This is a genomic window from Isoptericola sp. NPDC019571 (assembly GCF_044389385.1).
In the GTDB taxonomy this organism is placed as follows: Bacteria; Actinomycetota; Actinomycetes; order Actinomycetales; family Cellulomonadaceae; genus Isoptericola; species Isoptericola nanjingensis.
This window is the reverse complement of the sequence record NZ_JBIRXZ010000003.1, coordinates 487,590-513,944: the sequence shown is the minus strand read 5'-3', so window position 1 is coordinate 513,944 and position 26,355 is coordinate 487,590. Positions and strand designations below refer to the sequence as shown.

The window sequence follows — 26,355 nt, the reverse complement described above, 5'->3', positions numbered from 1 at the left end:
GGCCCCCCCCCCGCGGGGTGGGGGCGCGGGCCCCCCCCCGCGCCCCCCCCCCCCCCCCCCGCGGCGGGGGGGGGGGGGCGGCCCGCGCCCCCCCCCCCCCCCCCCCCCCACACCACCCCCCCGAGTCTCTCTATCTCGCGGGATCAGCCCTGACCGAACTCCGAGTACGGGATCACGTCGTCCTCGGCGGGCGCCGTGACGTCGACCGGCTCGCCCCACTTGCTGAACGTGGACTCGACGACCATCTCCTGACCCTCGACCTCCATCGTGATGTCGGCCTGCACGGGCAGGCCCCGCGGGTCCACCTTGTAGACCGCGGAGATCTCGCCGAGCTGGTCCGCGGTCGACGCGTCGATGCCCGCCGTGCCGTCCTTCACCTTGGACGGGTCGATCGTGGCCGTGTAGACCTGGGTCTCGACCCCGTCGAGGGTCTCGGTGCCGGTGTGCTCGAACGAGGTCACGGCGTCCGCCATCGCCTCTGCCTGCGAGGCCGCGTCCATGGACTCCATCGAGTCGATCGTGCCTGCGAGGGCCGGGTCCTCCGCCATGTCCTCAGCGGTCATCGACAGGTACTTGCCCTGGGTCATCTCCCCCATGGACAGGTAGATCGTGCCGTCGAGCAGCACGATGTCCATGTCCATACCCATGACCGCCATGGACATCTGCATGGTCGTCTCGTCGAACGTCGGGCCGTAGGCCACGTCGGCCGACGTGGTGCTCTCGGTCATCCCCGCCGACTCGGCGAGCTCGCCCGAGTACGTCAGCTCCATGTGCGCGCTCGACGCCTCTTCCTGCGCGGCCTGCATCTGCCCGGCCAGGTCCGTCATCGTCGAGACCGTCGCGATCTTCGCCGCCGGCTCCTCGGCGGCCTGCTCGCCGGCGGCGGGGGCCGCGGGCTCCTCGCTCCCGCAGGCGCTCAGGGCGAGGGCGACCAGGCCCGCCGATGCCAGGGCCACGGTCTTCTGGGGGACGCGCATGATGCTCCTTCTCAGGGAATCGTGAAGTTTCATTGCATCACGGGATGCACTGCACGGTCAGCGGGTCGGACAGCACCGTCGCGGATCGTTGTCGATCCGTGTCCCGCGCCGTCTCGGCCCTAGGACGCCCCCGGGGGAACGGCGAAGGGCCCCTCACGCGACGCGCGTGAGGGGCCCTTCCCGCAGCAGAAGCCTCAGTGGGCGTGCTGACCGCGGCTGAACTCGAACACCCAGCCGACGAGCCCGATGACCCCGAGGATGAAGCCGATGTAGAGCACCCACCAGCCCACGGCAAGCCCGAGGAACGCGATCGCGGCGGCGGCGGCGATCACCAGCGGCCACCAGCTCCACGGCGAGTACACGCCCTGGTCGCCGGCGCCCTGCTCGATCTCGCCCTCCTCGTCGTCCTCCGGACGGGGGTCGATACGACGGGCGGTGAGCGCGAGGTAGGCGCCCACCATCGCGACGAGCGCACCCACCAGCGGGATGCCGAGGTAGCCGACCGGCTCCTGGAAGTGCGTGACGAAGCCGTAGATCACTCCGACGAGCACGAAGAACGGGGCGAGGAACAGGAAGAGCTTGATCTCGATCTTCACTTGCGGTTCTCCCCCTCGTCGTCGATCACGGTGGTGGTCGACTGGGCAGCCGACGACTGCGCGCTGTCGCGACGCTCCTCGACCAGCTGCTGGTGCCCGCGCCGGTCCGGGTCACCGTAGACCTGGACCAGAGGCCCGTGGCCCGGCGCCTGCTCCATCGCCGCGACCTCGGGGTGGTGCAGGTCGAAGGCCGGCGACTCCGAGCGGATGCGCGGCAGCGAGGTGAAGTTGTGCCGCGGCGGCGGGCAGCTGGTGGCCCACTCGAGGGAGCGGCCGTAGCCCCACGGGTCGTCGACGGTGACCTTCGGCGCGTTGCGCCAGGTCGTGTACACGTTCCACAGGAACGGCAGCGTGGAGGCCGCCAGGATGAACGCGCCGATGGTCGACACCTGGTTCTCCCAGGTGAAGCCCTCCTCGGGCATGTAGTCGGCGTACCGACGGGCCATGCCCTCGACGCCCAGCCAGTGCTGGATGAGGAACGTCATGTGGAAGCCGATGAACAGCAGCCAGAAGTGGATCTTGCCGAGCCGCTCGTTGAGCATCCGGCCCGTGAACTTCGGCCACCAGAAGTAGAAGCCGGCGAACATCGCGAACACCACGGTGCCGAAGACCACGTAGTGGAAGTGCGCCACCACGAAGTACGAGTCGGACAGGTGGAAGTCCAGGGCGGGGCTGGACAGGATGATGCCCGTCAGGCCGCCGAAGAGGAAGGTCACGAGGAAGCCGATCGACCACAGCATCGGTGTCTCGAACGTGAGCTTCCCGCGCCACATCGTGCCGATCCAGTTGAAGAACTTCACACCGGTCGGGATGGCGATCAGCATCGTCATGAAGGCGAAGAACGGCAGGAGCACCGCGCCGGTCACGTACATGTGGTGGGCCCACACCGTCACGGACAGCGCCGCGATCGCGATCGTCGCGTAGATCAGGCCCTTGTAGCCGAAGATCGGCTTGCGGCTGAAGACCGGGAAGATCTCCGACACGATGCCGAAGAACGGCAGCGCGATGATGTACACCTCGGGGTGGCCGAAGAACCAGAACAGGTGCTGCCAGAGGATCGCCCCGCCGTTCTCGGGGTTGAAGACCTGCGCCCCGAGACGACGGTCGGCGCCCAGCGCGAAGAGCGCGGAGGCCAGCGGCGGGAAGGCCATCAGCACGAGGAGGCTCGTGACGAGCGTGTTCCACGTGAAGATCGGCATCCGGAACATGGTCATGCCCGGCGCGCGCATCGTGATGATCGTGGTGATGAAGTTGACGGCACCGAGGATGGTGCCGAAGCCCGCCAGCGCGAGGCCGAACACCCAGAGGTCTCCGCCTAGCCCTGGACTGAACGTCGTGTTCGACAACGGTGCGTACGCGAACCAGCCGAACGACGCGGCGCCCTGCGGGGTGAAGAAGCCCGCCGCCGCGATGAGGCCACCGAAGAGGAACAGCCAGTACGCGAACATGTTGAGCCGCGGGAACGCGACGTCGGGCGCGCCGATCTGCAGGGGCATGATCACGTTGGCGAAGCCCGCGAACAGGGGTGTCGCGAACAGCAGCAGCATGATCGTGCCGTGCATCGTGAAGAGCTGGTTGTACTGCTCCTTGCTCTGCACCACCTGCAGGCCGGGCATGAACAGCTCGGCGCGGATGAGCAGGGCGAGGATGCCTCCCACCGCGAACCAGATGAACGACGTGATGAGGTACAGGTAGCCGATCGTCTTGTGGTCGGTGGAGGTGATCCACTTGACCACGGTGCGACCGAGGTTCTGGCGCTTCGGCGCGAGACCGGGGATGACCTCGACGTCGTGCGCGGGGGCAGTCGTGGCCGCCATCAGTTCTCGACCTCCGGGAGGGTGTCTTCCTGCGGGAAGTTCGCGTCGTGCTGCTGGCGGTTCAGGTCGAGCCCGAGCTCGCCGGTCTGGCCCGCGGCCTCGAGGTCGGCCATGTGGGCGTCGTACTCCGCCTGCGAGACGACCTTGACGTTGAAGAGCATCCCGGAGTGGAACTCGCCGCAGAGCTCGGCGCACTTGCCGGCGTACGTGCCCTCACGGGTCGGGGTGACCTGGAAGGTGTTGGTCCGGCCCGGGATCATGTCCTGCTTGTACAGGAAGGCGGGGATCCAGAACGAGTGGATGACGTCGCGGGAGTCCAGCGTGAACTCGACCGTCTGGTCGACCGGGAGGTACAGCGTCGGGACGTCCTTCGACGTGCCCGGGGCACCGTCGACCTCGTCGTCGATCGTCTGGCCGCCGACGTCGAGCAGGTGCTGCCCGGAGTCGTAGACGTCGGAGTCCAGGTAGTTGAAGTCCCAGCTCCACTGCTTGCCGATGACCTGGATGTTCACGTCCGGCTCGGCGCTGGTGTCCTGCACGGCCGACATGTCGCGGTCCGTGTAGAAGAACAGGACGAGGATCATGATCGTCGGCACGGCCGTGTACATGATCTCGAGCGGCATGTGGTAGCGCGTCTGGATCGGGAGCTGGTGGTCGTCCCGGCGCTTGCGGTACGCCGCGACGCACCACAGCATCAGGCCCCACGTGATCACACCGACGATCAGCGCCGCGATCCAGGAGCCGACCCAGAGGTTCGTGATTCGCTCGGTCTGGTTGGTCACCTCCCCGTCGGCGTAGCCGGGCAGGTATCCGCGCTTGACGGAGTCGCTGGCACAACCGGAGGCCAACACGGCGACGGCGCCGGCGATAGCCGTCGCGCGCAGGATGACCCGCCGGGTGCGGGTGGGGCTCTTCGAGTGCAAGGGAGGCCTTTCACGTCACGTCCTGCCCGACCGCCACGGCCCCTCTGGGCAACAGGCACGCGGACAGGACCTTCGTCCTCGATGAGGTGCAGCCTAGCGCGCCCGGAGCAGGTTCGACGCCGCAAAAGCACCCTCGGGGCGTGACTCTTTCCGCACGGGACGTCCACAACTCCTTCTTGCACACAGACCCCAGGAGAGTGTCAGATCGATCCTCGGGAGTGTCAGATCCTCCGGACCGTCCCGGACCCCGACCGACCGGACCTCGACGCCCCGAAGATGGCACGATCGTGCCCCGGGTGCGCAATCCGCGCCCGCCCGACGCGCCTCGACTCGGCGTCGGGACGCACGTCAGCCCCCACGGAGCACGCCTGTGACCGACACCACCGAGCCGACCGGGAACCACTCCCCCGCGGCGCCGCCCACGGCGTCCGCCTCGCGGGTGCACCTGGACAACGGCGGCGGCGCCCCGCTGCACCCGCTCGCGCGGCAGGCCCTCCTGCAGGCGCTCGACGACGGCTGGGCCGACCCGCACCGTCTGCACACGGAGGGACGCAGGGCGGCGCGCCTCCTCGACGGCGCGCGGGAGGCGGTCGCCGCAGTCCTGGGGGCGCGTACGGAGGAGGTGCGCTTCACGGCCGGACACGCGTCCGCGCTGCGCGACGCCCTGGTGGGCACCGCGAAGGCCCGGCGCCGCGCGGGCGGGGACGTCGTCGTGGGCGGCACCGAGCGCGCGGCGGTGCTGCACGCGGCAGCCGCCGCCGCACAGGCCCAGGAGGGCGAGCGCGCGGTGGTCGGCGTCGACCGCCACGGTCGCGTCGACGCGGACGCCTTCGCGGACCGCGTCGCGCGCCCCGGCGTCGCGCTCGCGGCGCTCCAGCACGCCAACGGCGAGGTGGGCACGCGGCAGCCGCTGAGCACCGTGCACGAGGCCACCCGGGTCGCGGGGGTGCCGCTCCTCGTGGACGCGGGCGCATCGCTGGGCCACGACGTCGTGCCCGACGCCTGGGACCTCCTCGCCGCCCACCCGGCCGACTGGGGCGGGCCCGCCGGGGTGGGTGTGCTCGCTGTGCGTCAGCGCGTGCGGGCCGTCCCACCCGCGCCTGAGGACGCCGACCCCTGGGCGCCCGGCGGGGTGAGCGTGCCCGCCGCGTTCGCCGCCGCCGTGGCCCTGCAGGCCACGGAGGCCGACCGCGCCGCGCAGGACGAGCGGCGCCGGCTCCTCACGCAGCGCGTGCGGGAGGCGGCCGCAGCCGTCCCCGACGTCGAGGTGGTGGGCGAGCCGGACGACCGGCTCCCCCACGTCGTCACGTTCTCGTGCCTGTACGTCGACGGCGAGGCGCTCGTGACGGAGCTGGACCGGGCGGGCTTCGCCGTCGGCTCCGGCTCCGCCTGCACCGCGAGCACCCTGGAGCCGTCGCACGTGCTCGCGGCGATGGGGGTGCTCACGCACGGCAACGTGCGGATCGCCCTCGACCGGTCGACCACCGAGGACGACGTCGACCGCTTCCTGGCCGTCCTGCCGGGCGCCGTGCGGCGGGTGCGCGACGTGCTCGGGGTGGGCGGGCTGTGAGCGCCGGCGACGCCGTGGTCGTCGACGCCCGCGGCCTGCGCTGCCCGCTGCCCGTGATCCGGCTGGCCGCGGCGTCCCGCGACCTGCCCGCCGGGACGCTCGTGACCGTGCTGTCGACCGACCCGGCGGCCCGGCACGACGTGCCCGCCTGGGCCCGGATGCGGGGGCACGCGACCGTCGCCGAGGCGGAGGTGACCCCGGACGAGGAAGCAGACGGAGGCACCAGGTGCGTGTGGTCGCTCACCGTGCGGCTGGGCGCCGACTCCTGAGCCGCGACGACACCCGGCCCGCCACGACGACGGCCCGGCCACCCCGTGGGGGCGGCCGGGCCGTCGAGGTCGCTCAGCGGTTCAGCTGAAGGAACCGCCGCAGGCGCAGGAGCTGCCGGCGTTCGGGTTGTCGATCGTGAAGCCCTGCTTCTCGATGGTGTCCGCGAAGTCGATCTTCGCGCCCTCGAGGTAGGGCACGCTCATGCGGTCCACGACGACCTCGACGCCGTCGAAGTCGCGCAGGGCGTCGCCGTCGAGGAGACGCTCGTCGAAGTAGAGCTGGTAGATGAGGCCGGAACAGCCGCCGGGCTGGACGGCCACCCGCAGACGGAGGTCGTCGCGGCCCTCCTGCTCGAGCAGGCTGCGAACCTTGTCGGCGGCGACGTCGGACAGGTCCACGGCGTGCGTGGCGATCTCGGTGGTGTCGGTCATGCTTCCTCCAACAGGCGGACCGGTACGGCTGTTCCCGATCCTACGCGCGAATTCCGTGGGCGCGATGACGCGGGTCACAGGCGCGGCGCGGCAGCCGTCGAGGTCGTGGCGGTCATGCCCAGGACGGCGCCCAGGTCCGCGCCACGCGCGCGGTCGCCGGCACGGCGTCGGCCCCCGTCTCGTGCACGCCGCTCACCCCGGCCCCGGACCACTCGCGCCGCGACACCTCGCTGCGCCCGGCCAGCACCACGACCGGGACGGCGTGCGGCGCGGCGGCCGCCACGGCGGCGGGGACGCTCCCCTCGCGCAGGGTCGTGCCGTCCAGCACGGGGACGTGCACGACGACGAGGTCGGCCTCCGCGGCCGGGCCGGTGAGCGGCCCCTCCTCCGGCCCCGCGACGCTCGACAGCCCGAGGGCGTCCAGGGGGACGAACACGCCCGCGAGCGCCGGTCGGGCCTCCCCGGGCGGCATCGTGTCGGACGGGGTGCCGGGCAGGACGACGGCGGTCACGTCGCACGACGGTGCGGCCTCCCGCCACGCCGTCGCGAGCGCGGGGGCCAGAGGGCCGGCGTCCTCGCCGACGCAGAGCAGCACCTGCATGCCGCGATCGTGGCACACCCGGCGGCGCCGCGGACGCTCGACGTCCCGGACGCGACGCCGGCGGAGACGCGGACGCACGGCGCGCCGCGCACGGGCGCTGTGGAAATATGGGCGCGTGACCACCCTGCTGAACGACACCGCGGGCACCTCGACCGGCACCACGGCCGGTTTCGCCGAGCCCGCACCCTCCGCGCTGCTGCTCCTCGGCCAGGGCCGCGACCTCGCCTCCGAGCGGGGCGTCGAGTGCACCGGGGCGCTGCCGTCGCCGTCGGACCCGGACCTGGTGGAGCGGGCCCGCGCCGCGCGGGCCGCCCTGGGCGAGCGCGCGTTCGTGCTCGGGCACCACTACCAGCGCGACGAGGTCATCGACTTCGCCGACGTCACCGGGGACTCCTTCAAGCTCGCGCGCGAGGCCGCCGCCCGTCCCGAGGCGGAGTTCGTCCTGTTCTGCGGCGTGCACTTCATGGCCGAGAGCGCCGACATCCTCACGTCGGACGCGCAGCAGGTCGTGCTGCCCGACCTCGCCGCGGGCTGCTCCATGGCGGACATGGCCGAGATCGGCCAGGTCGAGGAGGCGTGGGCGGTGCTGCAGGACGTCGGGATCGCCGACGACACCGTGCCCGTCACCTACATGAACTCGTCCGCCGCGATCAAGGCGTTCACCGGCCGCCACGGCGGCACCGTCTGCACGTCGTCGAACGCGCAGGTCGCGCTGCGCTGGGCGTTCGACCGGGTGGGCGGCGTGGAGGGCATCGGCAAGGTGCTGTTCCTGCCGGACCAGCACCTGGGCCGCAACACCGCCGTCCTCCAGCTCGGCCTGAGCCTGGACGACTGCGTGGTCTACGACCCGCGCAAGCCGCTCGGCGGCCTCACCGAGCAGCAGCTGCGCGACGCGCGCGTGATCCTGTGGCGGGGGCACTGCTCGGTGCACGGGCGCTTCTCCGCGCGCAACGTCGAGGACGTCCGGGCGAGGGTGCCCGGCGTGACGGTGATGGCCCACCCGGAGTGCAAGCACGAGGTGATCACCGCGGCGGACCAGGTGGGGTCCACCGAGTTCATCATCAAGGCCCTCGACGCCGCCGAGCCCGGCAGCTCCTGGGCGATCGGCACCGAGCTCAACCTGGTGCGCCGTCTCGCCAAGGCGCACCCTGACAAGCAGGTGCACTACCTGGACTCGACCGTGTGCTTCTGCTCGACCATGAACCGCATCGACCTCCCGCACCTGGTGTGGGCGATGGAGTCGCTGGTCGAGGGACGCGTGGTCAACCGGATCGTGGTCGACGCCGACGACGCCCACTGGGCCCGCGTAGCGCTCGACCAGATGCTGGCGCTGCCCGGGATCTGACATGACCGTGGGGCCGCGACGGCCCTGACGACGCAGGAGAAGGCATGAGCACCGACGGCGGGCTCCACATCGGCATCCTCGTGTTCGACGACGCGGAGGAGCTCGACGTCGTCGGGCCGTTCGAGGTCCTCGCGGCCTGGGAGCAGCACTCGAGCACCGAGTCGGGGCCGAAGCCGCACGTGAGCACCTTCTCGCGCGACGGCGACGGCGTGCGCCTCGCCAAGGGCCTGCGGCTCGTGCCCGCCCGCTCCGCGGACGACGTCGGCCCGCTGCACGTGCTGGTCTACCCGGGCGGCTGGGGCACCCGCGCCATGATGGCCGACCCGACCCACCTGGAGTGGCTGCGGCAGGTGCGCGTGCAGACGCCGGTCCTCGCGAGCGTGTGCACGGGCGCCCTGGTGCTCGCGGCGGCGGGACTGCTCGCCGGCCGGCCGGCGACGACGCACCGCGACCACTACGACGAGCTGGCGGAGATCGACCCGAGCGTCGTCGTGGACACCGAGGCGAGGTTCGTCGACGACGGGGACGTCGTGACCGCGGCCGGCGTCTCGGCCGGGATCGACATGGCCCTGCACTTGGTGGCCCGGCTCGAGTCGCCCGAGGTGGCGCGCGCGGTGCGCCGGGGGATCCAGTACGACCCCGCTCCCCCGGTCTGACCCCCGGGTCGTCCGCGCGCGCGGCCGGGCGAACGGTATCTGATACCGCCGGTCGCCGATATAGCCTGCGCGGGTGACTCGAATGATCCAGCTCACCTGGGCGTCCCTGCGCCCCCGCAAGCCGGTGCCCGGCCAGGGTCTGCTCGACCCGTCCGTGACGCGCATGCGCGTGCACCCCGGCGACCTCGACCTGTACCTGCACGTCAACAACGGCTCGTACCTGCAGATGATGGACGTGGCACGGTCCAACTTCATCGCCGACCTCGACGGCTTCGCCAAGATCGGCGACCGCAGGTGGTACCCGGTGGTCGCGGCGTCGACGATGACGTACAAGCGCTCCCTGAAGCTGGGCGACCGGTTCGAGATCACCACGCGCGTGCTCGGCTGGGACGAGCGCGTGATCTACATCGAGCAGGTCTTCACGTGCCGCGGCCAGCTCTACGGCCGCGGCTACGTGGCCGGCCGGTTCCTCGGCCCGGGGAACGCCCGGGTCCCCGCGCCGGACGTCGTCGCGCTCATGGGCCCGGAGGCTCCGGCGCAGAGCCCCGACCTGCCCGACGACGTCGCCGCCTGGGCCCGGGCGCTCGACGTCGCGCACCGGGACCCCGACCGGGCCTGACGCGCGTGGGCGGCAGCGCGCGCCGTCAGTGGAACGTCGTCGCGTAGTAGGTCTGCCGGTCCACGGTCTCGACCGTGACGTCCTGCGTGCGCTCGAGGCGGCGGCGCAGGTTGTCGGCGAACCGCAGCGAGTCGTCGTTGAAGCGGGACACGTCGTACGCGCACACGACCCGGTGCTCGGCGAGGTGGGCGACCAGCGCGTCGATCATGTCCATGAAGGTGCGCGTGGCGCGCCGGCCGGGGTGCGCGAGGGTGAAGCCGATGTACCAGACCGCGCCGCGCGCCGCGTGCTCCGGGTAGCGGGCCGCGAAGAACTCCGGGCTCACCCACGGCACCGCGGCCAGGTCCGTCGCGAGCGTCGTCAGGCCGACCGACTCCCCGGCACGGTCGTGCGCGAGGAGCTTCAGCACGCGCGGGTCGGCCATCTCCTCGTCGAACTCCTCGCGGTGCAGCACGTGGCGGGCCGCGGCGCGCGTGCGCAGCGGCTCGAACGCCTCCAGGTAGAGGCGCCAGAAGTCCTCGGCGACCTCACCGGTCACGGTGTGCTCGAAGGTGACGTCAGCGCGCACGGCCCAGCTCCTCCCACCCGGCCCGACGGAACGTCGCCACGACGACGGCGCAGACGGGGAGCGTCTCGCAGGCCAGGCCGGTGATCCGCCGCCCCTCCTGGTGGTACGCGCCCCCGCGGATCGCGGACAGGTCGTCGAGGCTGTGCGTGAGGTCCGTCTCGACCTGCTCGTGCGACGGACCGTCGTGCTCGACGAAGAGCCCGGCGCCGCTGCCGTCGTCGCGCCGCGACCACGCGACCCCGGCCCAGGCCTCGTGGCCGGGCAGCGAGGCATGACCGGCGGCGTACACGCAGTACAGCGCGTCGCCGTGCTCACCCCGGAGCTGGTCGCGCCCGTCCACCTCCAGGACCCCGCTGCCCGGTGGCACGACGGAGCTCAGCCGCACGAGGTTGAAGTCACCCACCCCGGCGGCGACGAGGGCCGCGTCGAAGGCTGCGAGCGTCGTGCGGCCCGTCCCGGTGCCGGTGCTTACGCGGATGGTCAGGGGCTCGGTCATGTGGTCCTCGGGGTCGGGCGGTCGGCGGACCCGTCGACGGTACGTCCCGCGGCGGCGTCCAGGAGGTCCAGGACGGGGCGCAGGACCGCGTCCGGCGCCTCCCGCCCCTTGGTGAGGAAGACGGTACTGCCCAGGCGGAGGTCCTCCCGCTCGGCCGGACCGACCTCGGCGCCCGAGTAGACGACGAGCGGAGTCCGGTGCAGGCGGCCGCTGCGTCGCAGGTCCGCCACGAGGTCGTGCCCGGTGCCGTCGGGCAGGCGCAGGTCGAGCAGCACCAGGTGCGGCTCCCCGCCGTCGTCAAGGGCGGCGCGCGCCTCGGCCAGGCCACGGGCCGGCGTCACGACCAGGCCCGCGCTCTCCAGGACGGTTGTCAGGACGGCCCGGAGGTCGTCGTCGTCCTCGACCACGAGGACGCGCTCGTGGTGTGGGCGCAGCAGGACGACCTCGCGGACGGTCGCCGCGAGGCGGGCGGGGTCGACGGGCTTGACGAGCCAGCCGTCCGCGAGCGCGGCTGCCTCCCGGGCGTCCGACGGGGCGGTGCCCGACACGACGACCACCGGCAGCTCGGCGGTGGCCGCCGAGAGACGCAGCTGCCGGAGCACCTCGGCGCCGTCCGTCCCGGGCATCGCCAGGTCCAGCACGATCGCATCGGGGGCCTCCGCCTCGACGGCCTCGAGCGCCGCGCGCCCGTCGGTCACCCCGATGACGACGTACCCGCGGGCCTCCAGCACGGCGCGCAGCACGTCGACCACGTACGGGTCGTCGTCGACGACGACGACCCGGGTGCCCGTCGCGACGGCCGCCCCCACGAGCGACGGCTCGGACGCCGCCGTCGACGCGGCGTCGGACGCCGCCCTCGGCGCCCCGGTGCGGGACGGTGCGGGCGCGACCACGCGCGGCAGGGTCAGCCGGAAGCTGGAGCCGTGCCCGTCCCCGTCGCTCTCGGCCCACATCCGCCCGCCGTGCCGCTCGACGATGCTGCGGGCGATGGCCAGGCCCAGCCCCGTGCCGCCGCGCTCGCGCGCGTCCGAGGCGTCCACCTGCTCGAAGCGGCGGAAGACGGTCTCGAGCTTGTCCGGCGGGATCCCCCGCCCCTCGTCGTCGACGCGCACCTCGACGAGGTCCCCCACCGGCCGGGCGGACACCCGCACGGTGCTGCCTCGCGGCGAGAACTTCACGGCGTTGCTGAGCAGGTTGGTCAGGGTCTGGACGATGCGCTCGCCGTCGACGCGCACCAGCTCGGGGCCGTCGTCCGGCGACAGGGTCACCCCGGCGTCGTCGGCCTGGATCGAGACCTGCTCCACCGCGGCGGCGACGAGGCCGTCGAGCCGGTGCTCGGCGAGCTCGAGCTGTGTCGTCCCCGCGTCCATGCGCTCGACGTCGAGGATGTCGTCCACGAGCCGGCCCAGCCGCTCGCTGCTCGTGAGGGCGATGTGCACCATGCGGGCGGCCTGGTCGGAGGACCGGTCGAGCACCCCGCTGTCGAGCAGCCCCAGCGCGCCGCGGATCGAGGTGAGCGGGGTGCGCAGCTCGTGGCTCACGACGGAGACGAACTCGTCCTTGATGCGCTCCACCTCGCGCCGCTCGGAGATGTCGCGGAACACGACGACGGCGCCGCTGATCGCGTCGTCCGTGCGCAGAGGGCTGGCGGCGACCTCGACCGGGACGTCCTTGCCGTCGGGCCGGCGGTAGACGTCCTGCTCCGCGGTCGCGGTGAGCCCGTCGCGCACGGCCTCGGTGATGTAGCAGCCCGCCGCCGGGTACGGGGTGCCGTCCTCGGCCGGCGCGTGGAAGGTCTCGTGCGCGTCGCGTCCCACCAGGTCGGCCGCCGCCACGCCCAGCGTCCGGGCACCGGCGTCGTTGACGAAGGTGACGCGCCCGCTCGAGTCGACGCCGTAGATCCCGTCGGCGACGGACTCGAGGGTGCGCTCCCGCTCGCTCGCCAACGCGCGCAGCTGCGCGGTGCGTTCCTCGACGCGCCGTTCCAGCCCGTGGCGCAGCGACTCGTTGTCGACGACGACGAGGATCTGGCGGACCGCGACCGCGACCAGCACGGCCGCCCAGAGCGGGTTCGCCACCCAGGGGAACTCGTCGTTCGCCTGCCCCACGCGCACGAGCGCCGCCGTGAGGAAGAGCCCGAAGGTGATGACGGTGCCGAGGACGGGCGAGCCGTCGGTCCGCTGGCTGGTCACGGGGCTGCCCGATGCCGCCGGGTGCCGGGCGGCGACCGCGATGGCGAGATAGCCGCCCACCCACCCGACGTCGACAGGGCTGCCGAACGTGAAGCCCCCCTCGGCCGTGAGGAGCGCGAACGCGACGTCGGCCACGGCGTAGAGGACGAACCCGATGCCGACGAGGCCCAGGGGCACCCGTTCGGCCGCGGGCGACCGGGTGAGGACGAGGACGGCCAGCGTCGCCAGGAGCGCGTCCACGACCGGCAGTGCGTACGCGGTGAGAGCCGGCTCGGCCTCGAAGCCGCCGGCGCCCCCCAGGGCGACGCTGAAGACCGCGATGTACAGGACCGAGCCTCCGACGACCACGCTGTCGAGCAGCATGCGGACCAACTCGTGACCGCGCGGTCGCACGGTCGGGAACAGCGCCATCCCCACCACGCCGAGCAGGAGCGCCGCGATGTAGGCCGTGTCGCCGGTCGCCGGGTCGCCCACCAGACCCGCGTACACGTTGCCGAGGAGGCCGACCGCGCCGCCCAGGGACAGCAGTCCCCACGCACGGCGTCGACGCCCCGTCGAGCGCGCCGCGCGCCAGCCGCAGCTCAGCGCCGCGACCACGCCGGCCGCTGCGATGGCGCCGCGAGAGATCGCAGCCTGCGCGGCCTGGTCCAGGGGGCCCGCCAGAAGCACGACCAGGGCCAGCACCAGCACCGCCGCGACCCAGCACCAGCGCACGAACCTCGCGTGCGCCCGCGCCGTCGCCTGTCGCGAGTCCCCCATGGGCCCGAGGGTAGGAGAGGTTCGCGCGCTCCGCTCCCGATGCCGACGCCCGGAGCGACGAAAGGCGTCCTCGCGTGTCGGGGGGTACCGTCGTGCGGAATCGGAGAAGGGCACTGACAGGAGGCGCAGCACGTGGCGACGGGGGGCCGACGCGTGGTGGTCATCGACGACGATCCGTCGATCAGGGAGGTGGCAGCCGTCGCGCTGTCCGCCGTCGGGGGGCACGAGGTGCACACGGCCGGCGACGGCACGGAAGGCCTGGACGTGGCGCGGCGCGTGCGCCCGGACGTGATCCTCCTGGACGTCATGATGCCCGTGCACGACGGGCCGACCGTCCTCGGCCGGCTGCGTGCCGTCCCCGAGCTGCGCGAGGTACCGGTGGTGTTCCTCACCGCGAAGGTCGGTAGCCAGGACATCTCGCGGCTCGACGGCCTGGGTGCGACCGGCGTGCTGACGAAGCCCTTCGACCCGCTGAAGCTGTCCTCCGACCTCGCTGACGTGCTGGGTTGGGACGCGTGACCGGCTCGCCCGGCACGCCGCACGGCCGACCGAGGACCGGGTCGGACGGCGGGAGCGCACCGGGCCCTGTCGGCGACGGGCTCGACGACGCGGGTCTCGACGACGCGATCGCCGCCCTCGGGCGGCGCGCGCGCGAACGCAACCGGGGACGGGCACGGCGGCTCACCGAGCTCCTCGCGACGGCCGAGACCCGGGACGACCCCGTGGTCCGCGAGGAGGCCGTACGGCTCTGCCACACGATGGCGGGCTCGGCCGCGACGTTCGGCGAGGTAGGGCTCTCCGAGGCGGCCGGGCGGCTCGAGGCGGCCCTGAGCACGGGCGTCGACGCCGACGTCCCGGTCGCTCTCGACGTCCTCCGCGCGGCGGCCGGGGTGAGCTGAGGCTGCGGCGCGTCAGCCGGCCGCGTCGGTCACCAGGGCGCGCGCCTCGTCCGCCGCGGACCTGACGGCCGCGTCCCCCGCCCCGCGGCCGCCGGCGAGCTCGTCGAGCTCGGCGACGAGCTCGACCGCCGCGGCGGGGTCCCCGGCGCGCACCGCGAGCTCGGCGAGGTAGGCCAGCGCGGGCGCGAGCTCGCCGGCGGGCGAGGAACCGTCCGCCGCCCGGGCGCGGCGGACGGCGCCGCCCAGGAGCTTGCGGGCCTGGGCGACGTCGCCGTGCGAGTCCCCGACGACGACGGCGTTCTCCAGCGCTCGCGCCAGCGGGCCGCCGCCTCCCGTCGTCCAGGTGGTCGTGCCGCCCTCCCCCGCGACGACCGGCGCGTCGGGCAGCCGGGTGACCCGCACCCAGTTGCCGGCCGGGTCGATCAGGCTGAACCCGCTGAGCCCCCCGTTGTTCGCCCTCTTTCGCGGCCGGGTCACCCGGGGCGCACCGGACAGGGGCAACCGACCGAACAGCGTGCGCAGACCGGCGGCGAACGTCTCGTAGACCGGCGCGGTGTCGGGCACCGCCACGACGCACGTCGAGTGGCTCTGCTCCGGGTCCCAGCCCGGCATCCCGTAGTACTGCAGCTGGAGGCCACCCCGACCGAAGGCCACGATCGGGTTGGGCCGGCGCTGCCGGTAGGTGACCTCGAGGCCGAGCGTCGTCCAGAAGGCGACCAGCTCGTCGAGGTCGGCCTCGTCACCGCCGCAGGGCAGCAGCGGCACCATGATCGCCGCGGCGAGCGCGTCCTCGAAGCCGTCCTCGGAGCCGTCCTCGGAGCCCGGGGGCGTCGCGTCGTCCCGCGTCATCTCGCGGTCCCTCAGCCCTCGAGGTCCGCGACCCGGCGCAGGAGGAGCGCCTCGGCCAGCACGACCTTGCGCAGCTCGCCCAGGTGCACCGACTCGTCGGCGCCGTGCGCGCGGGAGTCCGGGTCCTCGACGCCGGTGACGAGCACGGCGGCCTCGGGGAAGAACTCCAGCAGGTCGGCGATGAACGGGATGGAGCCGCCGACGCCGATGTCCACCGGGTCCGTGCCCCAGGCCGCCGCGAAGGCCGCCCGCGCGGCGCGCATCGCCGCCGAGTCGTCCGCGGCGTGGAAGGCGCGCCCCTGCTCGCCCGGCCGCCACGTGACCCGTGCTCCGAACGGCGCGTGCGTCTCGAGGTGGGCGCGCAGCGCGTCCTCCGCCGCCTGCGGCTCCTGCCCCGGCGGGATGCGCAGCGACAGCTTCGCGGCCGCGCGGGGCGCGATCGTGTTGGACGCGTGCGCGACGCTCGTGGCGTCGATGCCGATCACCGAGAGCGCCGGCTTGGACCACAGCCGGCCGGCGATGGTGCCCTCGCCCGCGAGCGCGACGCCGTCGAGCACCGAGGAGTCGGCACGGAATGCCGCCTCGTCGTAGTCGACCTCCGGCTCCGGGGCGCTGACCAGGCCCGCCACCGCGACGCTGCCGGCGTCGTCGTGCAGGGTGGAGATCAGGCGGGCGAGGAGCGTGTTCGCGTCGAGCACGGGGCCGCCGAACATGCCCGAGTGCACCGCGTGGCCCAGCGCCTCGACCTCGACGACGCCGTCGACCAGGCCGCGCAGCGAGGTGGTGAGCGCGGGCACGCCCACCTTCCAGTTCGTGGAGTCGGCGACCACGATGACGTCCGCCGCGAGCAGCTCGCGGTGGTCGGCGAGGAACTGGCGGAAGCTCGGGGACCCCGACTCCTCCTCGCCCTCGACGAACACGGTGATCCCGACGGGCAGGTTGCCGCCGCCCTCCTCCGCGAGGGCGGCCAGGGCGCGCAGCGCGCCGACGTGCGCGACCAGCCCTGCCTTGTCGTCCGCGGCGCCGCGGCCGTACAGCCGCTCGCCCACCTGGACCGGCTCGAACGGGTCGGTCGCCCACGCGGCGGCGTCGCCGGGCGGCTGGACGTCGTGGTGCGCGTACAGCAGCACGGTCGGGGCGGCCTCGGGCGCGGGACGGCGCGCGACGACGGCGGGCGCCCCGGGCGTCCCGTCGGGGCGGGCCGAGCGCAGGATCCGCACGTCGGGCAGCCCCGCGTCGCGCAGCAGCGCGGCGACGGCGTCGGCGCTCGCCGCGACGTGCGCCTGGTCGAAGGCCGCGGCCGAGACGCTCGGGATGCGCACGAGACGCTCGAGGTCGGCCTGCAGGGCGGGGAACTGCCGCTCGACGTGCGCGCGCAGGGTGGTGGCGTCGTCGAGGTGCTGGGCGTTGCCGGGGGTGTCTGTCACGCGGCTCACGCTACCTGCGCGCTCGACTACTCTGGGAGCGTGTTCTCCCGCAACAAGCCCGACGCGACGCCGTCGTCCCCCGGCTCCACCGACCCCGTCGACGCGGCCGCCGAGATCGAGAAGGCCGGCACGCCCGGCGGCAAGGGCCGCCCCACGCCCAAGCGCAGCGTGTCCGAGGCCGCGAACAAGCGCCCTCTGGTGCCCGACGACCGCAAGGCCGCGACCAAGGCGGCGCGAGAGAAGGCGCGCGAGCAGCGCAACCTCGAGTACAAGGCGATGCAGACCGGCGACGAGCGCCACCTGCCCCCGCGCGACAAGGGCCCGCTGAAGCGGTACGTGCGCGACTACGTCGACGCGCGCTGGAACCTCGGCGAGTTCTTCCTGCCCGTCGCCTTCGCCTTCATCGTCCTGAACTTCATCTTCATGCAGAACGTGACGATGGCGGCGGTCGTGCTGATGCTGCTGTACGCCGTCGTGCTGCTCACCATCGCCGACGCGTTCCTGCTGTGGCGAGGGCTGCGGAAGCGGCTGCGGGCGAAGTTCGGCGAGGTGCCGAAGGGCACGATGATGTACGCCGTCATGCGCGCGTTCCAGATCCGCCGCTCGCGCCTGCCCAAGCCGTCGTCGAAGAAGCACGGCGTCTGGCCGGAGTGACCCAGCGCCGCGCCTAGGGTGGGTGCATGGTCAACTACCGGTACCTCGGCAACAGCGGTCTGAAGATCTCCGAGATCACCTACGGCAACTGGCTCACCCACGGTTCGCAGGTCGAGAACGACGTCGCCACGCAGTGCGTGCGCGCCGCGCTCGACGCGGGCATCACGACGTTCGACACCGCGGACGTCTACGCGAACACGAAGGCCGAGCAGGTGCTCGGCGACGCGCTCGCGGGCGAGCGTCGCGAGTCGCTCGAGATCTTCACCAAGGTGTACTGGCCGACCGGACCGGGCGGCCCCAACGACACGGGCCTGTCGCGCAAGCACGTCATGGAGTCGATCAACGGCTCGCTGAAGCGCCTCGGCACGGACTACGTCGACCTCTACCAGGCGCACCGCTACGACACCGAGACGCCGCTCGAGGAGACGATGCAGGCGTTCGCCGACATCGTCCGCCAGGGCAAGGCCCTGTACATCGGCGTCTCCGAGTGGACGGCGGACCAGATCCGCGCCGGCGCGGCCCTGGCGAAGCAGCTGGGTTTCCAGCTCATCTCCTCCCAGCCGCAGTACTCCATGCTGTGGCGGGTCATCGAGGACGAGGTCGTGCCCGCCTCGCAGGAGTGCGGGCTGTCGCAGATCGTCTGGTCGCCGATGGCGCAGGGCGTGCTGTCCGGGAAGTACGTGCCCGGGCAGCCGCTGCCGGCCGGGTCGCGCGCGACCGACGAGAAGGGCGGCGCGTCGAGCATCCGCCGCTTCCTCGACGACGACGTGCTCACGCGCGTGCAGGGCCTGCGCCCCGTCGCCGACGAGCTGGGCCTCTCGATGGCGCAGCTCGCTGTCGCGTGGGTGCTGCAGAACGACAACGTCGCGGCGGCCCTCGTCGGCGCCTCCCGGCCCGAGCAGGTCGCGGAGAACGTCAAGGCCTCGGGCGTGACGATCCCGGCCGAGCTCCTGGCGACGATCGACGACGTCCTGGGCGACGTCGTCGTCCGCGACCCGGCCAAGACCGCCGAGAACGCGCCGCAGACCCGCGTGGCCTGACCGGCCCGCGGTCCCCGGCGGGACCGACGTCGCGGTGGGTCCTCGTCCTGAGTCGCGACGACGACCCACCGCGACGTCGACGCTACGGTGCCGTCGTGCCCTCCCCGACCGTCCGCCCCGCCCGCGCCGCCGACGCCGACGCCCTGTGGCCGCTGGCCCGCGACTTCGCGACCAGCTTCCGGCCCCGGCGGGACGCCTTCGACCGCACGCTCGCCGCGCTCCTCGCCCGGGACGACACCCTGCTCGCCGTCGCCACGGACCCGGCGGGCGACGACGTCCCGCGCGGCTATCTCCTCGCGAGCACGCACCTCACCTTCCTCGCGAACGGCCCGGTCTGCTGGGTCGAAGAGGTCATGGTCGCCCCGGCGCACCGCGGCCGCGGGCTCGGCGCCGCGCTCATGGCCCACGCCGAGCGGTGGGCGACGGTGCGCGGCGCGGCCTACGTCTCCCTGGCGAGCCGGCGCGCGGGCGGCTTCTACGAGACCCTCGGCTACGACGCCTCCGCCACCTTCTACCGCCGCACCCTGCCGTCCGGCGGACGAACCGTCGCGCCCTGACGGCCGACGGCGCGAACGATCGCGTGCCGGACGCTGTGCCGGTCAGTGGTCGCGGTGCTCCCGGGCGACGGTGTCGAGCGCGCGGGCGATCCCGCGTGCGCGCCGCGCGACGTCGTTGTCGGCGTCGGTGGGCCGCTGGCTCGTCGCGCCGACGGAGCGGACGGCGGGCGCGCCGGCTCCCGTGAGGCCCGCCGGCACCAGCCACCGCCAGCGCACGGTCGCCTGCACCACGGGGCCGACGCCCAGCGCGAAGGCCACCGTGGCCCAGCCGAACGTCCCGCCGAGCAGGATTCCTGCGAGCACGACGACGACCTCGATGGCGGTGCGCACCAGCCGCACCGACCCGCCGGTGCGCTGCACGAGTCCGGTCATGAGCCCGTCGCGCGGGCCCGGGCCGAGCCGCACGCCGATGTAGGCGGCGGTCGCCACGCCGTTGAGGACGATGCCGCCGACGGCGAGCGCCACGCGGGCGACCGGGCCCGGGTCGGGCACGAGCCACGCCGTGGCCGCGAGGCAGGGCCCGATCGCCAGGCTGATGACGGCCACGTTCGCCACCGTGCCGATGCCGGGCCGCTGGCGCAGCGGGACCCAGGCGAGCAGCACGAGCACGGACGTCAGCGCGACGACCGTGCCGAACCCCAGGCCCGTGCTGCGCACCAGGCCCTGGTGCAGCACGTCCCACGGCATGCCGCCCTGGCCCGCGTGCAGCATCATCGCCATCGACCACGTGAAGCCCAGCAGCCCGAGGACGAGCTGCGTCCCGCGGCGGACGGGCCCCCAGGGCACCGCCGGGGCCACGGCGGGCACGGCGGCGTCGTCGGGCGCGGTGGTCCCCGCGGTCACGGGCGGCGCCGCGGACGTGGCCCGAGGCGCTCCGGGGCGCGGGCTGCGCGCCGTCTGCCGGCGGAGAGGGCGGCGCGGCAGGCGGCGCGCGGGTCGGCGGGACGGACGGCGGACAGGGCGGGCGGTCGTGCTCATGCTCCCACCCTCCGCGCCAATGGCCTTGCAATCCATATCCATTGGGGCGACAGTGGCCCCGTGACCGTCGTCTCCCCACCTTCTGCCACGTCCACGCCGCCCGCCGTCCGGCAGCTCTCCCCTGCCGCCACCGCGCGTCTGCTCGGCGACTGGCGCGCGGGAGGGCCGGCCTACCTCGCACTGTCGGACGCCCTGCGCGCCGCGGTGCTCTCCGGTAGCCTGCCGCCGCTCACCCGGGTACCCAGCGAGCGCGAGCTGGCGACGGCGCTGCGGGTCTCGCGCACGACGACGTCCGGCGCCTACGCCCGCCTGCGCGAGCTCGGCTTCCTCGCGAGCCGCGTCGGCTCCGGCACCGTCACGACACTCCCCCGCGGGGCCGGCGCGACGCGCGGGGGCGTGCCGGTCGCGGCGGGCGACGCCCCCACGGACCCGCACGGCGACACACCCCCCGAGGCCCCCGTCGACCTGGCTCAGGCGACCCCGTCGGCCACCTCCGCCCTGCACGACGCCTACACCGCGGCCCTCGAGGTGCTGCCCGGGTACCTGGCCACCGGCGGCTACGCCCACCTCGGCGTCGAGGCGCTGCGGTCGGCGATCGCCGACCGCTACACGGCACGCGGCGTGCCGACCACGCCGGACCAGATCCTGGTCACCACGGGCGCCCAGCAGGCGATCTCCGTGCTCACCGCCGCGTTCGTCGGGCGCGGCGAGACCACGGTCGTCGAGTCGCCCACGTACTTCCACGCCCTGGAACCCACGCGACGGTTCGGCGGACGGGTCGTCGGCGTCCCCGTCGGCGACGTCGAGACGCTCGCGTCGGCGGTGCGTCGCACCCGCCCCCGGCTCGTCTACCTCGTGCCGGACTTCCACAACCCCACCGGCACGACGATGTCGGCCGAGGCGCGGGCGGCGGTGCGCGACCTCGCGCACCGCACGGGCACGACCGTCGTCGGCGACGAGACCCTGACCGACCTGGCCCTCGACCCCGGCGCGCAGGTACCGGAGCCGTTCGCGGGCGACGGCACCTCCCCGCACGTCGTGACGATCGGCTCCGCGTCGAAGTCGTTCTGGGGCGGGGTGCGCGTCGGCTGGGTCCGCGCCGACCCCCAGGTGGTGCGCCGGCTGGCGCGCGTGCGCGAGTCGGCCGACATCGCCACCCCGGTGCTCGAGCAGCTCGCCGTCGTGGAGCTGCTGCGCCGTGCCGACGCGATCCTGCCCGGCCGCGTCGCCGAGCTGCGGGCGCGCCGCGACCTGCTCGTCGACCTGGTCCGCGACGCCCTGCCGGACTGGCGCGTACGCGTGCCGGCGGGCGGGCTCTGCCTCTGGGTCGACCTGGGTCGACCGCTCGCGCAGGCGCTCGCGGCCGCCGCGGTGCACCACGGCGTCCTCGTCACGCCCGGGCCCGCGTTCACCCCGGACCGCTCGTCGCGCGACCGCGTGCGTCTCACGTTCACGCGCGAGCCCGACCAGCTCGCGACCGCCGTCCCGCGGCTCGCCCGGGCCTGGGCGCAGGTGGCACCGGGCAGCTGATGCTGATGGCGCGACCCCCGCGGTGGTGCCGTCAGACCGACGGCAGCACCACACCGGGGGTCGCCTGCGCCCCGTCGTGCAGCAGGCGGGCGAGGGTCGCTCCGCCGGCAGCCAGCTCCCGCCAGTGCTCGCCGAGCCACTGCTCGGCGTCGTACTGCGTGGTGAAGACCGGGCTCGGGACGCTCAGCACGCGCCCCTCGGCGTCGTCCAGCGCCCACTCCCAGTGCGCCCGGATCACGCGGCGCTCCCGGTGGAGCCGTTGCCACGGTCGATGCTGCCGGCCGCGACGGACCCGCGGGTGCGCGTCAGGGCGCGGTTGACCCGCGACGGCCAGAACGGGCCGGAGTAGATGAACGACGTGTACCCCTGGGTCAGGTCGGCGCCGGCGCGCAGGTACGCGCGCACGTCGTCGGCGCTCGAGATGCCGCCGACGCCGATGATCGCCGGGTCGGGCCCGAGGCGCTCGCGCAGCCGGGCGACGACCTGCAGCCCGCGCTCCAGGAGCGGCGGGCCGGACAGGCCGCCGGGGCCGCGGTCGTGCCCGATGGTCGTGTTCACGGCGACGACGCCGTCCAGGCCGAGCTCGGTGACGAGCCCCGCCACGGCGTCGACGTCCGCGTCCGCGAGGTCGGGGGCGATCTTCACCAGGAGCGGTACCCGGCGGGTGCCCGCGGCGGCGGTGGCCTCGTCGGCCGCGGCCCGGGCCGCGGTGAGGATGGGGCGCAGCTCGGCGGTGGTCTGCAGGTCGCGCAGGCCGGGGGTGTTCGGGGACGACACGTTCACCACGAGGTAGTCGGCCCACGGGGCGAGCTCGCGGGCGCAGGCGGCGTAGTCGTCGGCCGCGGCCTCCGCGGACGTCGTCTTGTTCTTGCCGATGTTCGCGCCGACGACGACGGCCCGGCCCGCGGGCGTGGCCCGCAGCTCGCGGAGCCGCGCGGCCGCGGCGGGGGCGCCGTCGTTGTTGAAGCCCATGCGGTTGCGGATGCCCCGCACGTCGAGCTCGCGCCACATGCGCGGCGCCTCGTTGCCGGGCTGCGGGCGCGGGGTGACCGTGCCGATCTCCACGAAGCCGAACCCGAGCATGGTCAGGCCCCGGATCGCACGGGCGTTCTTGTCGAACCCGCCCGCCAGCCCGAAGGGCGCGGGCACGGTGCGGCCGAGCACCTCGATGCTGCCCGGTCCGCCGCTGCCCCGGCCCAGGTACGGCGCGAGGGCGCCCTGGACGACGTCCCGCAGGACGGGGACGCGTCCGGCGAGCGAGATGGCACCGAACGCGAGCTCGTGCGCCCGTTCGGGGTCCATCCGGCGGAAGACGCCGTTGAACAGCAGGGTGTACGGGCTCATCGGACCTCCGGGTCGGGGGCTGCGGGCTCGGTGGGCTCGGGCGTGGCCGGTGCCGCCGCTGCGCCGTCGTCACCGCTCGTACCGCGCGGGCGGGTGCGCCACAGCCACCACAGCCCCACGAACGGCAGCACGAGCGGCACGTAACCGTAGCCCTGGCCGAAGCCGGACCACACGGTCGTCTCGCCGAAGACGTCGGGCGAGACGGCCGAGGCCGCCCCGACCGCGAGGACGCCCACGGCCTCGAAGCCGACGGTCACCCAGGCGACGACGCGCCAGCGGGGCCCGCCCCTGGCGAGGGCGACGGTGGCCAGCACGTACACGACGGCGGACAGCGTGGACAGGGAGTAGGCGACGGGCGCCTCGGAGAGCTTGGTGGCCAGCTCGTACGACGACCGGCCGATCGCGGCGAAGGCGAGGATGCCGTAGACGGTGACGAGCAGCCGGCCGAAGCCGGAGCCGGTTCGCCGCGCGCCCGCGGCGGGTGCGGGGTCGGTGCCGCTCATGCCGCCCCCCAGATCTGCCACAGGCGCCAGTCGAGGAAGCCCACGGTGAGAGCGGCCACCGCCAGGACGACCGACGACCACTTGGTGCGCTCCGCGAACGCCCAGATGGCGGCCACCGGCAGCACGACGAGGGCCGTGGCGACGTACCCCCAGAACAGCGGACCGTCGACCGGGTGGTCGCGGGTGACCATGAGGACGCCGGCCACCACCGCCTGCACGACGACGAGCGCCTCGACCACGGCGGCGCCGATCAGCTGCTTGAGGATCACGGCGCGGTCCTGGACGACGAACCACAACGCCCACCCGGCGAGCGCGGCGCACGCCAGCAGGACGACGATGAGCAGGGGAAGGACCACGCCCGCAGACTACCGGCCGTCGGGCGCCCGACGGCGGCCGCGGGACGGCGATAGCATCGGCGCGTGGCAGACCTCACCCTCACCGGCAAGAATCCCAGCTCTCTCAAGGTCGACGTCCTCGTCGTCGGCACCTGCTCCACCTCGGACGGCGTCGCCGTCGTCGCGGACCAGCTCCCCGAGGCGTTCGTGCGCCAGATCGAGACGCTCGCGCCCCGCCTCGGCGTCACCGGCGCCCGCGACGAGGTGCGGCGCGTGCCCGCCGGCGACGGCGTGTCGGCCGGCGTCGTCGTCCTCGCCGGGCTCGGCGAGCGCGCGGCCGACGGCACCTTCCCGCACGAGGTGCTGCGGTCCGCGGCCGGCGCCGCCACCCGCGAGCTCGCCGGCACCGACACGGCCGCCCTCGCGCTGCCCGCGGTGGACGAGGACGAGCTCGGGGCCGTCGTCGAGGGGGCGCTGCTCGGCGCGTACTCCTACACGCGGTACCGCACGGGCAAGGACACCAAGGGCGCCGTCGGCAGCATCCAGGTCGTGACGACGTTCGCACGCTCGGGCCGGGCCAAGGCCGCGGTCGCGCGCGCCGAGGTGCTCGCCGCGGCGGTGCACGGCACGCGCGACCTGGTCAACGACGCCCCCAACGAGCTGTTCCCGGCCGCCTTCGCCGACGCCGCCAAGGCCGCGGCCAAGGGCGTCAAGGGCCTCAGGATCACGGTGCTCGACGACAAGCAGCTCGCCGCGGGCGGGTACGGCGGGCTCGTGGGCGTCGGCCAGGGCTCGTCGCGCGGGCCGCGCCTCGTCAAGCTCTCGTACACGCCGGCCAAGGCCACCGAGAAGGTCGCCATCGTCGGCAAGGGCATCACGTTCGACACGGGCGGCATCTCGCTCAAGCCGCCGGCCAGCATGCCGACGATGAAGTCCGACATGGCCGGCGCCGCCGCGGTGCTGCACACGGTCCTGGCGGCCGCGCGCCTCGGCCTGCCGGTCGCCGTCACCGGGTACCTCTGCCTCGCGGAGAACATGCCGGGCGGCAACGCCCAGCGTCCCGCCGACGTCATCACGATCCGCGGCGGCAAGACCGTCGAGGTCACGAACACCGACGCCGAGGGCCGCCTCGTCATGGCGGACGGCCTGGTCGCCGCCGTCGAGGACGGGCACGACGTCGTCCTGGACATCGCGACCCTCACCGGCGCGCAGATGGTCGCGCTCGGCAACCGCACCTCCGGCGTCATGGGCACCGACACGGTGCGCGACGAGGTCAAGGCCGCCGCCGACGTCGCGGGCGAGGCGTTCTGGCCGATGCCGATGCCGGCGGAGCTCAAGGCCGGCCTGAGGTCGACCGTCGCGGACATGGTCAACTCCGCCCCCAGCCGCTGGGGCGGCATGCTCTTCGCCGCGCACTTCCTCGCCGAGTTCGTCGGCGACACCCCGTGGGCGCACCTCGACATCGCCGGCCCGTCGTACAACGAGGGCTCGTCGTTCGGGTACACCCCCGCCGGCGGCACGGGCGTCGGCGTGCGCACGATGCTCGCCTTCCTCGAGGGTCGCGCCGGCGCCTGACGCGCCCCACGACCCGGCCGGACGACGACGGCGCCCGGCTGCCCCACGGGGTGGCCGGGCGCCGTCGTCCGCTCGTCAGGGGGCGACGGCCACGGCCCAGCGGAACGCGTTCGCGAGGCGGTACCCGCCGCCGGGGACCCGGAACGGCGACGCCGCGGCCACGACGACCGGCGCGAGCGCGGCCGTCGTGGCCTCGTCCTCGCCGAGCAGGACGCCGCGCACCAGGCGGTCGTCGTCGGGCGCGGTCCACGGCACGTCGACGATCCCCGCCGCCCTCACGACGTCGAACCCCGCGCCGACGAGGGCGGACTCCAGCCCGCCCGCAGCGCGCAGCGGGCCGTCGGGCGGCACCTCCTCCTCGTACGCCTCCGCGACGGCGCGCTCGACGACGTCGAGGTCGTTGCGCGCCCCCTCGGCCCAGTTCGCGATCGCCACCCGGCCGCCCGGGACCAGCACGCGGGCGACCTCGGCCAGGGCGTCGTCGACGTCGTCGGCGAACTGGAGGGCGTTGACCGCGAGGACCGCGTCGAAGGTGCCGTCCTCGAACGGCAGGTGCTCGACGTCGCCGTCCCGGACCGTCGCACCGGGGTTCCGCTCGCGGGCCGTCCGCGCCATCGCCGGTGCGGGGTCGACACCTGCGGCGACGACGCCGGCGCGCACCAGGTGCCCGACCAGCTCGCCCGTACCGCACCCGACGTCGAGGACACGCGTCCCCTTCCCGACCTGCGCGGCCGTCAGCAGCGACGGCCAGACCGGTGCCGCGAACGAGCCCCACAGCTCGGCCCACCCGGCGGCCACCGCCGACCAGCGCTCACCGCCCCCGCCGTCCATGACTCCCGGGTCT

At 74.1% G+C, this 26,355-nt stretch carries 29 protein-coding genes; 12 read left to right on the top strand and 17 right to left on the bottom strand.

Going from position 1 to position 26,355, the window contains the following annotated elements; translation table 11 throughout:
* Positions 1-143: 143 nt before the first annotated feature.
* From ACH443_RS08165 to coxB, 4 genes are all read right to left on the bottom strand, one after another.
* Complete coding sequence (locus tag ACH443_RS08165) at positions 144-977, bottom strand: LppX_LprAFG lipoprotein (RefSeq protein WP_430589996.1); 834 nt, start codon at positions 975-977, stop codon at positions 144-146.
* Between the two features lie 194 nt (positions 978-1,171).
* Positions 1,172-1,573, bottom strand: a complete 402-nt coding sequence (locus tag ACH443_RS08160; protein ID WP_429764282.1) for a cytochrome c oxidase subunit 4 — start codon at positions 1,571-1,573, stop codon at positions 1,172-1,174.
* Positions 1,570-3,390, bottom strand: coding sequence for a cytochrome c oxidase subunit I (gene ctaD / locus ACH443_RS08155; RefSeq protein WP_429764281.1), 1,821 nt, complete (start codon positions 3,388-3,390; stop codon positions 1,570-1,572). Before ctaD ends, ACH443_RS08160 begins: the two co-directional genes overlap by 4 nt.
* The gene (gene coxB / locus ACH443_RS08150; RefSeq protein WP_429764280.1) at positions 3,390-4,313 is read right to left on the bottom strand and encodes a cytochrome c oxidase subunit II; all 924 of its coding nucleotides are present in this window, start codon (positions 4,311-4,313) and stop codon (positions 3,390-3,392) included. The genes ctaD and coxB overlap by 1 nt, the downstream gene beginning before the upstream one ends.
* A gap of 370 nt (positions 4,314-4,683) precedes the next feature.
* Here coxB and ACH443_RS08145 point away from each other — a divergent pair, with 370 nt between their 5' ends.
* Together ACH443_RS08145 and ACH443_RS08140 are read left to right on the top strand one after the other, a co-directional pair.
* On the top strand, positions 4,684-5,883 hold the full coding sequence (locus tag ACH443_RS08145; protein WP_430556620.1) for a cysteine desulfurase family protein: 1,200 nt from the start codon (positions 4,684-4,686) through the stop codon (positions 5,881-5,883).
* Positions 5,880-6,152, top strand: coding sequence for a sulfurtransferase TusA family protein (locus ACH443_RS08140; RefSeq protein WP_430589995.1), 273 nt, complete (start codon positions 5,880-5,882; stop codon positions 6,150-6,152). Before ACH443_RS08145 ends, ACH443_RS08140 begins: the two co-directional genes overlap by 4 nt.
* 81 nt (positions 6,153-6,233) lie before the next feature.
* Here ACH443_RS08140 and erpA read toward each other — a convergent pair whose 3' ends face one another.
* Positions 6,234-6,584 (bottom strand): iron-sulfur cluster insertion protein ErpA, encoded by a 351-nt coding sequence (gene erpA, locus ACH443_RS08135; RefSeq protein ID WP_429764277.1) that lies wholly within the window; start codon positions 6,582-6,584, stop codon positions 6,234-6,236.
* Positions 6,585-6,696: 112 nt separating this feature from the next.
* A complete protein-coding gene (locus ACH443_RS08130) occupies positions 6,697-7,185 on the bottom strand; it encodes a hypothetical protein (protein ID WP_429764276.1) in 489 nt (162 codons plus the stop codon).
* 115 nt (positions 7,186-7,300) lie between these two features.
* On the opposite strand from ACH443_RS08130, the gene nadA reads away from it, so the two are divergent.
* The 3 genes from nadA to ACH443_RS08115 all read left to right on the top strand — a co-directional run bounded on the left by nadA (position 7,301) and on the right by ACH443_RS08115 (position 9,805).
* Positions 7,301-8,530: a quinolinate synthase NadA gene (gene nadA, locus ACH443_RS08125; protein ID WP_430589994.1), complete on the top strand. Its 1,230-nt coding sequence runs from the start codon at positions 7,301-7,303 to the stop codon at positions 8,528-8,530.
* Between the two features lie 44 nt (positions 8,531-8,574).
* Entirely contained in the window at positions 8,575-9,186 is a 612-nt protein-coding gene (locus ACH443_RS08120; RefSeq protein ID WP_429764274.1) for a DJ-1/PfpI family protein, read from the top strand.
* Positions 9,187-9,268: 82 nt separating this feature from the next.
* Positions 9,269-9,805: an acyl-CoA thioesterase gene (locus tag ACH443_RS08115; RefSeq protein ID WP_429764297.1), complete on the top strand. Its 537-nt coding sequence runs from the start codon at positions 9,269-9,271 to the stop codon at positions 9,803-9,805.
* A gap of 25 nt (positions 9,806-9,830) precedes the next feature.
* Here ACH443_RS08115 and ACH443_RS08110 read toward each other — a convergent pair whose 3' ends face one another.
* The 3 genes from ACH443_RS08110 to ACH443_RS08100 are packed head-to-tail and all read right to left on the bottom strand — an operon-like array spanning position 9,831 to position 13,820.
* Entirely contained in the window at positions 9,831-10,373 is a 543-nt protein-coding gene (locus ACH443_RS08110) for a hypothetical protein (RefSeq protein WP_429764273.1), read from the bottom strand.
* Positions 10,363-10,869: a pyruvoyl-dependent arginine decarboxylase gene (locus tag ACH443_RS08105; RefSeq protein WP_429764272.1), complete on the bottom strand. Its 507-nt coding sequence runs from the start codon at positions 10,867-10,869 to the stop codon at positions 10,363-10,365. The genes ACH443_RS08110 and ACH443_RS08105 overlap by 11 nt, the downstream gene beginning before the upstream one ends.
* Positions 10,866-13,820 (bottom strand): response regulator, encoded by a 2,955-nt coding sequence (locus ACH443_RS08100; RefSeq protein ID WP_430589993.1) that lies wholly within the window; start codon positions 13,818-13,820, stop codon positions 10,866-10,868. Before ACH443_RS08100 ends, ACH443_RS08105 begins: the two co-directional genes overlap by 4 nt.
* A gap of 132 nt (positions 13,821-13,952) precedes the next feature.
* Here ACH443_RS08100 and ACH443_RS08095 point away from each other — a divergent pair, with 132 nt between their 5' ends.
* Positions 13,953-14,339, top strand: a complete 387-nt coding sequence (locus tag ACH443_RS08095) for a response regulator (RefSeq protein ID WP_429764270.1) — start codon at positions 13,953-13,955, stop codon at positions 14,337-14,339.
* Positions 14,336-14,719 carry an Hpt domain-containing protein gene (locus tag ACH443_RS08090; protein WP_429764269.1) on the top strand — a complete coding sequence of 128 codons (384 nt, stop codon included), beginning with the start codon at positions 14,336-14,338 and terminating at the stop codon, positions 14,717-14,719. The genes ACH443_RS08095 and ACH443_RS08090 overlap by 4 nt, the downstream gene beginning before the upstream one ends.
* A gap of 12 nt (positions 14,720-14,731) precedes the next feature.
* On the opposite strand, the gene ACH443_RS08085 is transcribed toward ACH443_RS08090, so the two are convergent.
* Both ACH443_RS08085 and ACH443_RS08080 read right to left on the bottom strand, forming a co-directional pair.
* A complete protein-coding gene (locus ACH443_RS08085; RefSeq protein ID WP_430589992.1) occupies positions 14,732-15,568 on the bottom strand; it encodes a hypothetical protein in 837 nt (278 codons plus the stop codon).
* A gap of 11 nt (positions 15,569-15,579) precedes the next feature.
* Complete coding sequence (locus tag ACH443_RS08080; protein WP_430589991.1) at positions 15,580-17,004, bottom strand: dipeptidase; 1,425 nt, start codon at positions 17,002-17,004, stop codon at positions 15,580-15,582.
* A 30-nt stretch (positions 17,005-17,034) separates the two neighbouring features.
* Here ACH443_RS08080 and ACH443_RS08075 point away from each other — a divergent pair, with 30 nt between their 5' ends.
* The 3 genes from ACH443_RS08075 (at position 17,035) to ACH443_RS08065 (ending at position 19,246) form a co-directional block, all read left to right on the top strand.
* A complete protein-coding gene (locus ACH443_RS08075) occupies positions 17,035-17,649 on the top strand; it encodes a DUF3043 domain-containing protein (RefSeq protein WP_430556624.1) in 615 nt (204 codons plus the stop codon).
* A 26-nt stretch (positions 17,650-17,675) separates the two neighbouring features.
* A complete protein-coding gene (locus tag ACH443_RS08070) occupies positions 17,676-18,689 on the top strand; it encodes an aldo/keto reductase family protein (protein ID WP_429764265.1) in 1,014 nt (337 codons plus the stop codon).
* Between the two features lie 95 nt (positions 18,690-18,784).
* Positions 18,785-19,246, top strand: a complete 462-nt coding sequence (locus tag ACH443_RS08065; RefSeq protein ID WP_429764264.1) for a GNAT family N-acetyltransferase — start codon at positions 18,785-18,787, stop codon at positions 19,244-19,246.
* Between the two features lie 42 nt (positions 19,247-19,288).
* Here ACH443_RS08065 and ACH443_RS08060 read toward each other — a convergent pair whose 3' ends face one another.
* Positions 19,289-20,089: a YitT family protein gene (locus ACH443_RS08060; protein WP_430589990.1), complete on the bottom strand. Its 801-nt coding sequence runs from the start codon at positions 20,087-20,089 to the stop codon at positions 19,289-19,291.
* A gap of 195 nt (positions 20,090-20,284) precedes the next feature.
* Here ACH443_RS08060 and ACH443_RS08055 point away from each other — a divergent pair, with 195 nt between their 5' ends.
* Positions 20,285-21,754 carry a PLP-dependent aminotransferase family protein gene (locus ACH443_RS08055; RefSeq protein WP_430589989.1) on the top strand — a complete coding sequence of 490 codons (1,470 nt, stop codon included), beginning with the start codon at positions 20,285-20,287 and terminating at the stop codon, positions 21,752-21,754.
* 31 nt (positions 21,755-21,785) lie between these two features.
* On the opposite strand, the gene ACH443_RS08050 is transcribed toward ACH443_RS08055, so the two are convergent.
* From ACH443_RS08050 to ACH443_RS08035, 4 genes are read right to left on the bottom strand one after another with little or no spacing between them, the layout of a single operon-like run.
* Complete coding sequence (locus tag ACH443_RS08050; RefSeq protein ID WP_429764261.1) at positions 21,786-21,992, bottom strand: hypothetical protein; 207 nt, start codon at positions 21,990-21,992, stop codon at positions 21,786-21,788.
* Entirely contained in the window at positions 21,989-23,098 is a 1,110-nt protein-coding gene (locus ACH443_RS08045; protein WP_430589988.1) for a quinone-dependent dihydroorotate dehydrogenase, read from the bottom strand. Before ACH443_RS08045 ends, ACH443_RS08050 begins: the two co-directional genes overlap by 4 nt.
* Positions 23,095-23,601, bottom strand: a complete 507-nt coding sequence (locus ACH443_RS08040; protein ID WP_430589987.1) for a hypothetical protein — start codon at positions 23,599-23,601, stop codon at positions 23,095-23,097. Before ACH443_RS08040 ends, ACH443_RS08045 begins: the two co-directional genes overlap by 4 nt.
* Positions 23,598-23,957, bottom strand: coding sequence for a hypothetical protein (locus ACH443_RS08035; protein ID WP_429764258.1), 360 nt, complete (start codon positions 23,955-23,957; stop codon positions 23,598-23,600). Before ACH443_RS08035 ends, ACH443_RS08040 begins: the two co-directional genes overlap by 4 nt.
* 63 nt (positions 23,958-24,020) lie before the next feature.
* Here ACH443_RS08035 and ACH443_RS08030 point away from each other — a divergent pair, with 63 nt between their 5' ends.
* Positions 24,021-25,511 (top strand): leucyl aminopeptidase, encoded by a 1,491-nt coding sequence (locus tag ACH443_RS08030; protein ID WP_430589986.1) that lies wholly within the window; start codon positions 24,021-24,023, stop codon positions 25,509-25,511.
* Positions 25,512-25,586: 75 nt separating this feature from the next.
* On the opposite strand, the gene ACH443_RS08025 is transcribed toward ACH443_RS08030, so the two are convergent.
* On the bottom strand, positions 25,587-26,342 hold the full coding sequence (locus tag ACH443_RS08025) for a class I SAM-dependent methyltransferase (RefSeq protein ID WP_430589985.1): 756 nt from the start codon (positions 26,340-26,342) through the stop codon (positions 25,587-25,589).
* Positions 26,343-26,355 lie beyond the last annotated feature (13 nt).